Origin of the sequence: Veillonella rogosae JCM 15642 (assembly GCF_002959775.1) — a bacterium.
GTDB lineage: Bacteria > Bacillota > Negativicutes > Veillonellales > Veillonellaceae > Veillonella > Veillonella rogosae.
In genome coordinates this window covers 35,594-47,940 of record NZ_PPCX01000008.1, presented here as the reverse complement: position 1 = coordinate 47,940, position 12,347 = coordinate 35,594, and the positions used below count along the sequence as shown (strand labels likewise).

Genomic DNA, 12,347 nt, shown 5'->3' with positions numbered 1-12,347 from the left:
TTAAGAAAGGATTTTATTATGCATTGTGCTCAGAAAATGACCCATAATATCTACTGGATTGGTAGTAATGACTGGACTACTGAACGTTTCGAAAACTTATTCCCTATTCCAAATGGTGTTAGCTACAATAGCTATTTCATAGATGATGAAAAAACTTGTGTTGTTGACTCTGTAGATGCTGAAATTCGTGAAGAATACTTTGACAACTTGACTCATCTTTTGAACGGTCGCGATCTAGACTACATCATCGTAAATCACATGGAGCCAGATCACTGCCAAACATTATTGGAAACTTTGGAACGCTACCCAAACTGTAAAATGGTTGGTAATGCTACAACATTCCGCATGTTCGAGCAATTCTATAATTCTCCAAAACCAGACCAATATTACCCTGTAAAAGAAGGCGACGAAATTTGCCTTGGTAAACATACACTAGTTTCCTACACTATGCCAATGGTTCACTGGCCAGAAGTAACTTGTACTTATGAAAAATCTACAGGCACATTATTCTCTGCAGATGCTTTCGGTACATTCGGTACAGTTAACGGTAACATCTTTGCGGACCAAACTGATTACGTTGCTACCTACGAAGATGAAGCTCGTCGTTACTACACAAATATAGTTGGTAAATACGGTCCTCAAGTACAAAATGCGATTCGTAAAGTTTCTGGTCTTGACATCAAACGCATTGCTCCACTACATGGTCCTATCTGGCGTACACCTGAAACTATCGATTATATCTTGCGCAAATACTTGCACTGGTCCAGCTACACAGCTTGTAAAAAAGGTGTTGTTATTGCCTTCGGTTCTATGTATGGTAACACTCGTGCTATTGCACAACAATTGGCTAAGCAATTGTCCAAACGCGGCATTACAGATATCAAAATCTACGATGTTTCCAAAACTAATGCTTCCTACATCATCGCTGATGCTTGGAAATACACTAACTTGGTAACAATTGCACCTACATACAATTTGAACCTATACCTTACAATGGAAAACTTCATCCACGAGTTGAAAGCACTTAACTTCCAAAACCACAAGGTATCCATCATCGGTAACCACTCCTGGGCATCTGCGGCCATGAAAATCATGGTATCCCACTTCGAAAACGACTTCAAAGATATTGAAATCGTATCCGAACCACTTGATATCAAATCCTCTTTAAAAGAAGAAGATATTCCAAAAATCGAAAAAATGGCAGACGATATCAAAGCATCTATCGAAGCAACAGAAATTCAAAACGTATTATAATACGAATAAAAAAGCCGCCTCTTAGGCGGCTTTTTCTTATATTTTAAAAGTCTTATGAAAGTACAAGATTTCCCCTATTTTTCACTTGACATAAATCTAACTTTTTCATATACTATACAAGTACCTGTTAGACAACAGAATACATGGAGAGGTGTCCGAGCGGCTGAAGGAGCATGATTGGAAATCATGTGTGCGGTTATCCCGTACCCAGGGTTCAAATCCCTGTCTCTCCGCCATAGTAAAAGCAGTGCTTAGGCACTGCTTTTTTATTTATATCCATACAAAAAGGCTATTCGAATTTATTCGAATAGCCTTTTATATTATATGTATTTCACCATATTAATTATGGATTTTCTTTGCAACGTCACCGATGATCTCAGGTGTCGTTCTACAACATCCACCAATGATAGTAGCACCCGCCTTACGCCATACATCTACGTAGTCTACAAAGGATGCTGAATCACCATACCAAGTCTTAGTTTTACTATCATAGCTTTCACCAAGATTTGGATATACTGCAACAGGCTTATCCGTAACGGTACGAATATCCTTAATCAGGGACTCTACATATTCAGGTTTAGTACAATTGATACCAATACCTGTTACAGGACGAACCTTATCAATCATTTCAGCACATTTAATAATAGCTTCCCCACTAGCTACATGATGTTCATCCTTACAAGCAAAGGCAATCCACGCAGGAATCCCTTTTGATGTAAAAGGATCGGACATAGCACGAGCAATAGCAATGGCCTCGTCATAAGATGGTATCGTCTCAAAGGATAATATATCTGGATTCTCTTCCGCGAACAATGCTAACCGAGGGATATGGAATACCTCAAGGTATTCTGTTTGTACATCAGGATATCCACGGTATTCAGATCCGTCAGCCAAAAAGGCCCCATAAGGACCTACAGAGGCCGCTACCAACGGTTTAGGCAATGCGCCTTCGGAAAAATACTTAACTCCGTCTGGAGTCTCTTCACCAAGTGTAATGCCCCGTAACGTAAGTGCTCCGCTAGCCTTAGCCTCTAAGAACTCATTACGAGCTTGCACGGCAAGGCGAACAGATAATTTAACGAGTTCTATTGCCTCTTCTGTACCAAAGCCTAAGCCTTTAAAGCCCGCTACAGTAGCTTGATAACCAGAACTTTGAATGATGTCGGCTCCAACAGCTAAGTACGCAATGTGTATTTTTTTGATAACATCAGGCTGTTCCATGAGAACTTTTGCGGACCACAGCTTATGCTGAATATTACAACCATAACGCTCTAATTCAGTCCCTAAAGCCCCATCTAAGACGAGGGCCCCCTTATCCTTAATAATATCTAAAAATGCACTTCGTTTAGCCATCATATCACCCATTCTAAAGCCTCTTACAACTTGAGGCTTACCAAGCGTATTATATCAAATAACACGTTTCAGTACTATCTACAAACTATTTTAACACCTCTGCTGGTGGTTCTTTACCAAACCATTTTTTATAAATCTCAGCATATTTACCATTCGCTTTAATCTTAGCTAGACCATCGTTAATTTTAGTAAGGACCTCTGTATTACCTTTTTTCACAGCAATACCAAGTGGTGCCGCATCATAGTCTTCTCCAGTGACTTTTGCGATACCTTTACCCTTCCCATTAACATAATATTCGTTTACCGGTGTATCGTTAATAACTACATCGACACCTTTATTTTGTAGTTCTAAAAAGGCATCAACGATGATATTAAACTGGCGTACATCAGCATTTTGAATCTTGCTAGCAATCTCTGCACCCGTAGAACCAATAGATACACCAATGCGCTTGCCTTCTAGATCCTTAAAGCTATTAATATTTGTGTTATCTATATTAACAACGAGACCATTACCTGCAATATAGTATGGTTTACTAAAATCAACAGATTTTGCTCTATCTTCAGAAATGGTCATATCAGAAATAGCAATGTCGATGGTATTACTTTGTAATGCTGGTAACAGTGCATCAAAGTTCAAGTTTTGAATATCCGCTTCAATGCCCTCTTCTTTTGCAATAGCATTGATAATATCGATATCAAAACCTGCTAACTTGCCACTATCTTTATCTTTAAAGCCAAATGGTGCATAGGTCGCATCAGTACCGACACGCCATGTCTTTTGACTCGTAACTGTATTGCCACAACCAGCGATAAACAAGCTGCTAGCAATGGTGAAAGCTCCTAAAAGAGCTGCGATTTTCTTAAATTTCATAATTACCCTTACTGACTCCATTCTACCTAGAAAAAAGAGTTCTTTTTAATTACTAATACATCTATACTTACACTTCGAGCATAAATTTTGAACATAATAAAAATAATACCTCTAGAGGTATTATAATATTATGATAACATTCGATATAGTTGTGGTCAATTAATCCAACCATATAAATAGGTTTTAAATGCACATAGCTTTTAACTATATCAAAAAAGAGATGCTAACGCATCTCTTTTTATATTATAGATAATTTATTTATAATAACCTAGGTCTAAAAATATATCAATTTACAAATCATCAGCTGAAGCCGTAACTAATTTCTTTATTAAAGTTGTCTTATCAGCATTATCTTCTAATACGATACACTGATTAAATAATAAATTATATTTATTATTTTCATGTACTATTATTTTTTTGAAGTAGAGTCTATCAAAATATGCATCAGAGTTTTTAGGTTTTAACTCATAATTATCAGATGTTTCAATAAACTTAATACCAAAAGAGTCTACGACACCTTCATATAATATTCTATTATTTTCAAATACCTGTATATACCCCAATGGAACTCCATCAATAAATTCTCCAGCTAAAAGAGGTGCCCCTTTCTGATTACTATTATTTGCAATCAAAACCCCATATCCATCTGGTCGATCTTTATCTATCCCGCCCCAATAATAATAATCAAATTTAGAATTATTATTAACTAATTCTAAGCAATATCCATCTTCACGATTAATTAAAACTTTATATAAGTCCTTAGTATCATTTATTTCATCAGACTTTTCTAATGCTTCAAATGCTAATTTTCTCTCCTTTTGAAGTGGTAACTCATTATCATATGAATGAGTATATGGATTGCTTTTGATAGTCTCAGTAGCTTTAACATCAGCTACCTTATTAGTATCAGTTTCAAAGGCGCAACCCGAGGATAGCAAAGAAATTAGCAATATAATAAGGATATACTTGATACTCATACTACTCCCATCTTTTATAAAACATCAATAGTTAAATAATTATTATCTTCGGCCATTATATGAAGGCCCCTTATACGAATTATATGAATCACGAAGGATTTCACTTCTCAAAAGTTCTCCATCTTGTGAATCTATATACCAGCTTCCATTTATCTTCATCATAACAATATTCCCTCTAAATAGTTTTTGTTCTATCCCACTAGAAATTCTATCTTTAGAAGCCAACAAATACTCAAAAGAAATAGATGTATCAGAATAGTTTTTTAAATCTAACCGCTTCAATTCTACTGAAATAGTATTTTGATACCCTTGCTTCCAATCCCAAAAGTTACCTATAACATTTCTCTGATTATCAGAGAACATATTGAATGCATCATTATATTTTTGTTGATCAATAGCTAAATAAAATTTCTCTACAGTATTTTGTGCCTGATCAATATTTTTTTGTTTAGCCTTCTCTATACTTTCTAGTCTTATACGTTCTTGATTTTGTTCAATTTTTTGCTTTTCAATTTGTTCCCGTTCAACACGTTCTTGTTCTGACTTACTCTTTAGACTTTTATCTTCTTTATTTCGATTTATATAATCTATAGTTGTATATTTTGTGTATTCATCAGCAATATTAGATGCTATAGTCTCAACTTTACTAACTAATAAAGTCGAATTTATTAAAGGCTTATATACAATATTACAAACAACAAACAGAAGTAAAAAGCTCAAAATATATATTAGCTTATAGGTCGATACGGTCCAATTAGATCCCCAAAAGTTCTTTTTTCCCATTTCAATATAGCTTATACTTACTTCACTCTTTCTTAGTAAAGTAAAGAAAAGATATAAGGCTCCAAAAATAGGGAAAAGTAAATATAATAATTTAGTTTTATTCAAACCAATATCATTAAGCCTTCGACACAGTAAAGAAATTGATGGCACAATTGATACACCAATAAAAAGTGTAACAAATATAGTCAATACTTTTGATAGATTTACTGAAGGTATAATCAAAAATAGCCCCACACTTGTTATACTAAAAATAATTGTTAATACTACCGAGGTTTTAATATAGTCTACTAAACTTAACCTACCACTCCATTCTAAATATTTTATAGCAAAATTGTTTACAAATGTATTCCATATACTATCTTCATACATAGCAAATGGATACATTTTATTTTGTATTCGTTGATTTTGATCAAATGATTCCATTAATGTATTCTCTTATTAGTGCTTTATAATGCACCTCATATTTAAAACATTCTAAATATCAGCTAACATATATTACTATTATTGTGTTAAAAATAATTCCACATTAGCCTTTAATTTATAAATTTCATCAGTAGTCATACCATCAAAATTATTTCCAATAAACTTATCTTTTGCTTCATTAAGAGTTTTCTCTCTTATATCTGAGATGAACGGAGAAACATTATCTTTAATTTTATTACAAACAGCCTCTCTCATTGCTAAGATACTAGAGCTAATGAGACTGTTCAAAGAGTCTTTTTTCTTTTTATTTTCAGTAAATATTTTTAATGCTCCCACTGCCGCTCCAGCAAGCATTAATGGAGGCATGAATGCGCCTAATGCTCCGGCCAAAGATACATGTGCAGCAGCTGGACCTAATACAGCTGCATAAACTGATAAAGCTCCCCCTGCCGCCACAGCAGTCATCATAGAATCTTGCAATCCAGAAGATTCACCCACTGTACTATATAAAGAGGGTATTTCTGTATATGTTTTAAAATTATCCTCAATAGACAGAGACATTGACTCCTCAAGTTCCTCATCTATACGTTCTAGAGCACTTTGCCAACTTTCATTTATATATATGTTCAATCTATCTATAAATTCTTTGATTTCTCTATTATCACCATTGCTAATAATCTTATCTAATTCATCTTTTACAGCCTTTTCTGTACTATTAGTTGATGTCATTCCCATAGAATTGACCTTATTCTTTAATGAAGATTCAGCATTTGCTAAAAACTCATTATATGCCCAATTAGAAATATAACTATTAATATCGCTCTTAAAAGACGAAGAAGCATAATCAATCTTTGCCCCCAGCTGTTCAAATAGCTCTAACTTTAGATTTATATTATCTAATACTTGTCTGTGGATAAGATTTAACTGTTTCTCTAATACTTGTACTGAATTTAATATAGATTCTGTTTGTACAACTTCAGACTGTTTTTCTATATTATTCTGTAAATAATCATATAAGGTTTTAAAACCTGATGAATCAATTTCAGCAGAAATATTATTTACAATTCCATGGTATGCTTTTTTTGCACTTATCGGAAAAACTCGTTTAAAGTATACTCCCATAGTATCATCAAGATAATCAACTAAATCTTGAGGATCACCATCAACTTCATCAATTCTATTAATAATAGCGATTATTGGTTTTCCCATATTAGATACAGTTCGTACATAATTATTAACATCAGTCTGTCCTAAATAATTACCATTAAATACCCATAAGACAACATCTACATCTTGGAAATATTCTATGGTTCTTTCTTCATTCTGTTGTGTAATAGTCCCCAAGCCTGGCGTATCAATAATATTCAAAGATTTTAACCCTGGCATATTACGCTTAACGACAACATCCTTACAGTTTTTAAAATACTCTTGATTATTTTGATACTTAATTAACTCATCAAATATTTCACTTACAGAACCAGGCTTACAAGTTCCATCAACAAAATTAATTACTGCACTTTCACTTGATGAGTATGAGATTTTCATAATAGAAGCCGTTGCTTCACTTACATTCGTTGGAGAAATTTCACCACCAGCAAAACAGTTTAGCAACGTTGATTTACCAGATTTAACCTCTCCAATAATTGCTAATCTTAAAGGAGTATTCACCTTATCAGCTAATATATCTAAAGATGATTTAATCTCTAAAGCTAAAGGATTTTGTATAGTATATAAAGGTGATGTTGTCGTTTTATTTATCGCTGATTCTATTGATGCTAAAAGTTCCATAATAACTCCTTATTATTACCACAGATTTTTACTAAGAATTATAAATCAAATCTCGAACTGATAAATCTCTCATTTCCCCCAGCTTGCAGTTCATCAGTTCTATTAATATAGCTTTAAATTCCTCTACATATACTGACGATCCATACATTTCTGAAAATGAGTTTTCCATATTACATTCTATACTTGTAATATATCCATCAATTTTATCGCCTAATTCACTAATAATATTTTTAATAATCTTTTCTAACTGTTGATAAAATTGATCTGTAATACGCTTACTTTTTTCTTCATTAAACATTCGATCTACGCCCCTGATGAAAGTATCAACAATACCTCCACCCGTATAATTAGATGCTATATTTGAGAAATCATCCCATTCATTATACTCAACAGCAAAATTAATATTAGATTCTACTGGATATAAATGTTTAAATTCGACAAATAAACTAATGGAATTTTTATAGTTTAGGAACTCCGAGAAATCCAAACAAAGCTCATTTACAATTCTTTGAATTCCCACTAAAACTTCATCAGGTTTAACAATATGTTCCTTTACAAAACTATTAAATTTCCTAGGTTCCATTCTCCATAATTCATCATTATATAAATCAGAAGTCATACGAACACGACTTACTTCTTTTTTAGCAAATTCCGTAAATTTATCAACCCACCTCATAAATCTATTCATCGTATCTTCTTCAAGTTCTTTTTGCAAAGTTAATCTTTTATCATTAACCTCTGATAAAGTTTCATATATATCATGTATTTTAGATTCGATGTCTGAATATACCAGTCCGGTATTTTTAATCTTTGCATTGATTTGTAATGCTAACGCATCAGAAAATAAAGTTCGATTTAAATGATTTAATAAATAATCAAATCTACTAGCCTCATATTCACTAATAGCATTTTTATAAGCTTCATCAGATAATGGTTTATTCTTTAAAACTTCTTGAGCATGTCGAGCTTGTCGTGCAGATATTGGAATAAATTCATTAAAAATATCACCATAAAACCTTTTTGCATCAGCAATAACACCATCAACAGTTTGTCCATTAGCAATAATATTATCTAGTCTATTAATTACAGCAATAATATTTTGTGGATTACCATACTCCTTTAATACACGTTCGATCTCTTTTTTATCTCCAGCACCAGCTATCCGATCACCTGGCAATACCCATATAATACCATCAGCTTTACTATAATATTCTTTTGCATTAGAAATAACCATGCCATCAATTTCTTGATTTAATCCAGGTGTATCAACTAGATTATAAGATTCTAGGAGTTTACTATTCTTAATAGGTGTAACCATTTCTATTACATCAGATCTATATAAATAATACTTTTGAAGTTCTTGAAGTTTCTCTTCTAATGCCTCGATGCTCAAACCACTATCTCTAGCTTCATCACGCTTAGCTCTTATTATTTTTTTAGATTCTCGAACCTTTAAATCTTCATTTTGCAAATATTCTAAGGCTTCTTCTTTTGAATATATTTTTTCTGAACCATCTTTAAACTTCAACTTAATTGATTCTGATTTTTCATAATTAGTAAAAACATCTATTTTCCAAGTTTCTGGACTTATACTTTCCTTAGCTACTTGTTTACCTGCAAGGGCATTAATGAGAGTAGACTTACCATTTTTACCGCTGCCCATAACAAATAGCATAAACTTATTATCTAATTCTTCGGCCAAAGATTTAATCTTAACTAAATTTTCTTGTATACTTTTTATTTCTGGCCCGAAAATCTTACTATCTCCATATTTATATTTAAGATTAGTATATTGAAATAGATATTCAAAATTTTTTACAAATGCTAAAATATATTGCTTAGTATGCTGTCGTGCACGTTCTCTATAAGCATCTTCAACATGAGAAAACAGTGTTTCTAACTTAGTGGCAGAGTTACTATACATATATTCACCTTAATTCATAAAGAAAAATAAAACAAACAATGTATTTAGTAACATTAATAATGCTATAGCGATATTTATTCGCATAGATAAATTGTTAAACATCTTCTGGTAGTCGCTACGATCCTCCTCTGATTGTTCCTGAATTTTACCAATCAATACATTCATTTCTGAAACAAACTTCTCAAAAGAAGTTTCCTGCTTGTTAATAAAATTGTTATAACTATCCTCTATACCACGAATAATTGTTTGCGTAGTTTTATATTCTTTATCCAGATTCTCTATGTATGCAAGATATTTAGAAAGTTGAACATTAGAAATTTCATTAAAATTTTTTGATTCAGCAATCAGTTGAGAGATTAATGCATTTTCCTGTTCAATAGCACTTTTCCAGTTATGTAAATTCTTATAAAATTCAACCGTCGTTTTATTTGTCTCTGTCTTGATATTTCTATATAACTCTTGACCATCTGATAGATTCACTTCAATATTTTTAATAATCTCATTTGCTTTTTGAAGTTTTTTGATATGTTCTTCAAGTGATTTTAAAGTTGTATTTGTTACAACTTCATTAGTTACATCTTTAGTGACAAGTTTTATCACATCAATAAATTCTTCTTTTAAATTATTCCCCATTGTGTCCACCTATAAAAATACACTATACTAATTTAGCTAATCATATCACTTTTATATATACAATCTTATAAAATTTCATTAATTTTTCATTAATAATTTCATTTTATATTCATTTTAAAAGAGCCAAAAAAATACTCCACTTTTATAAGTGGAGTATTTTTCCATTAAACTTTATTTAGATTTTTTAGCTTTTACGTACATAGCTACTTTGTACAAGAATACACAAAGTAATAGGTACATTACGATACTGAGGTATGTTGCTTCTGGAGTTTCAACCCAAGCTTCTGCAAATACATCAACACCTACAATGCGGAGCACCGCACTGAACAAGGAACCAATAGCGCCACCAGCTACGAGACCGGAAGCAATTGTACTACCTTGAGCGAAGCGAAGATCTGCCAACGCTTTATCTTTTGTACTATTTTGTACGAAGTATGCAATCAAACCACCGATAAGTAATGGTGTGTTGATTTCCATTGGCAAGTACGTACCAAGAGCAAATGCCAATGGTGGAACTTTTACCATCCACAAGATAATAGCAAATAATGCACCTGCCATGTATAGAGGCCATTGAGCACTACCACCAGTCATCAAAGGTTCAATGATAGCAGCCATAGCGTTTGCTTGTGGTGCATTTAATGCATGGTCCCCTACAAAGCCGTATGCGTCGTTCAAGAGAATCATAACGCCTACAGAAAGGACTGCACAAAGAATAGTACCAACGATTTGCCATTGTTCCATTTTCTTAGGTGTAGCACCTGTCATATGAGCTACTTTAAGCTCAGACATGAAGTTACCAGCCATACCGATAGTTGTACCGATGAAGGATGCCATCATTAGGACTGCAATCATGCCTACTTTACCAGTCATACCTGCAGCTGTTAAGCATACAGCGGAGATGATAATCATGAAGATTGTCATACCAGATACTGGTTCTGTACCTGTATAAGCGATAGAGCTAATACCTACTACAGATAATAAGAAGGACATAATAAGAACAATTAAGAATGCTACCACTGTTTGACTGAAAGTATCAGCATACATAAAGTGGAAATATGCAGCGAATAGAACTGTACATAACAAGATACCAGCACCAATCCAAGATGTAGGAATATCGCGTTGTGTACGAAGTAAATGAACATCAGTCGTTTTAGAGCTAAAGATATCAAGCACCGCATTTTTAACAACGCTTGCTACAACTTTAGACATATTGAGTAGACCGATGATACCTGCCATAGCAAGCATACCGATACCAATATGACGAACATAATCAAGGAACACCTTACGAATTGGAGCCTCTGCTAAAGGAACAGCTTGACCTCCAATTTGCATGATATGTTCAGGAGCTAAATAGTACACGATTGGAATACATACGAACCAAGAGAAGAAGGAGCCTGCTGCGATAATCGCTGCATAGCGAAGACCTGTAAAGTAACCAAGACCAAGTAATGCTGCGTCAGTATCTACGGCTGCAGTCAATTTAGTTTGATCAGCAAGAGCCGCGCCCCATTTAAAGGTAGTAGTACGAATAACTTCTTCCCACCAACCTAAGCTATTAAGAATAAAGTCATACACGAGAGCAATGAGACCAGAACCAAGCATGAGTTTTGCTTTGCTACCTTCATTACTCATCAATACTTCTGCGGCTGCACGACCACTTGGGAACGGATACACATAGTGCATTTCCTCAACGAAGTAGCGACGGAACATAACGCATAATAAAACACCTAAAACGCCACCAAGGATGATAGGAATCGCCATTTGCACAAAGGATACATCTGTAACATTCCAAATGTATAGAGCTGGCAAGAAGAACATAGCGCCCGCTAATGTGTTCGTACTAGAACTAGCGATAGCCTGAATGTGAACCGTTTCAGCAAAAGCATTCTTACGTTTCAAGATAACTGCTGTACCCATTGCAAGTACAGATACTGGTGCAAAGGCATCTACTGTTTGACCAATTTTCAAACATAGATAACCTACGGCCAGTGTGAAAATTGCCGCATAGAATAGGCCCCAGAATACTACATATGAGTTAATCTCTACGTAATCCTTCTTAGGATCTAGTACCGGTTCTACGGGCGGAATTGAACGAGTTTCGTCCGACATAGTAAAACCTCCTAACATAAAAAAGTACAAACGTATAACTATTCACCTTTATACTAACATGGTACTATGCATGGTTCAATGGTTTTCTATGTATTATGCGAATAAAATATCACATCTTCCGTAAATATTTATTTTGCATTTTCATCGCCCCTGTTCTACAATGAAAGTATATTAAGAATCTTTATTATATACAGCATTTATACCAATATGTATAACACGTATGTTTACTTAC

General features: G+C 33.7%; 9 protein-coding genes and 1 tRNA gene. 2 read left to right on the top strand and 8 right to left on the bottom strand.

All coding sequences use genetic code 11. From position 1 onward, the window contains the following. Window positions 1-18: 18 nt before the first annotated feature. A complete protein-coding gene (locus VRHSUH09_RS04090) occupies window positions 19-1,254 on the top strand; it encodes an FprA family A-type flavoprotein (RefSeq protein WP_105081465.1) in 1,236 nt (411 codons plus the stop codon). 145 nt (window positions 1,255-1,399) lie between these two features. Next, window positions 1,400-1,490 (top strand) — tRNA-Ser (locus VRHSUH09_RS04085). Between the two features lie 103 nt (window positions 1,491-1,593). On the opposite strand, the gene mmuM is transcribed toward VRHSUH09_RS04085, so the two are convergent. From mmuM to VRHSUH09_RS04045, 8 genes are all read right to left on the bottom strand, one after another. Further along, window positions 1,594-2,607 (bottom strand): homocysteine S-methyltransferase, encoded by a 1,014-nt coding sequence (gene mmuM, locus VRHSUH09_RS04080; RefSeq protein WP_167386474.1) that lies wholly within the window; start codon window positions 2,605-2,607, stop codon window positions 1,594-1,596. An 85-nt stretch (window positions 2,608-2,692) separates the two neighbouring features. Further along, on the bottom strand, window positions 2,693-3,478 hold the full coding sequence (locus tag VRHSUH09_RS04075; RefSeq protein WP_054748105.1) for a basic amino acid ABC transporter substrate-binding protein: 786 nt from the start codon (window positions 3,476-3,478) through the stop codon (window positions 2,693-2,695). Between the two features lie 290 nt (window positions 3,479-3,768). Continuing rightward, a complete protein-coding gene (locus VRHSUH09_RS04070; protein ID WP_105081463.1) occupies window positions 3,769-4,455 on the bottom strand; it encodes a hypothetical protein in 687 nt (228 codons plus the stop codon). 42 nt (window positions 4,456-4,497) lie between these two features. After that, window positions 4,498-5,661 carry a DUF805 domain-containing protein gene (locus tag VRHSUH09_RS04065; protein WP_105081462.1) on the bottom strand — a complete coding sequence of 388 codons (1,164 nt, stop codon included), beginning with the start codon at window positions 5,659-5,661 and terminating at the stop codon, window positions 4,498-4,500. Window positions 5,662-5,739: 78 nt separating this feature from the next. Further along, the gene (locus VRHSUH09_RS04060) at window positions 5,740-7,449 is read right to left on the bottom strand and encodes a dynamin family protein (protein ID WP_105081461.1); all 1,710 of its coding nucleotides are present in this window, start codon (window positions 7,447-7,449) and stop codon (window positions 5,740-5,742) included. Window positions 7,450-7,480: 31 nt separating this feature from the next. Continuing rightward, window positions 7,481-9,373, bottom strand: a complete 1,893-nt coding sequence (locus VRHSUH09_RS04055) for a dynamin family protein (RefSeq protein ID WP_105081460.1) — start codon at window positions 9,371-9,373, stop codon at window positions 7,481-7,483. 9 nt (window positions 9,374-9,382) lie between these two features. After that, window positions 9,383-10,006, bottom strand: a complete 624-nt coding sequence (locus VRHSUH09_RS04050) for an exodeoxyribonuclease VII small subunit (protein WP_105081459.1) — start codon at window positions 10,004-10,006, stop codon at window positions 9,383-9,385. A gap of 171 nt (window positions 10,007-10,177) precedes the next feature. Further along, entirely contained in the window at window positions 10,178-12,115 is a 1,938-nt protein-coding gene (locus tag VRHSUH09_RS04045) for an OPT family oligopeptide transporter (protein ID WP_105081458.1), read from the bottom strand. Window positions 12,116-12,347 lie beyond the last annotated feature (232 nt).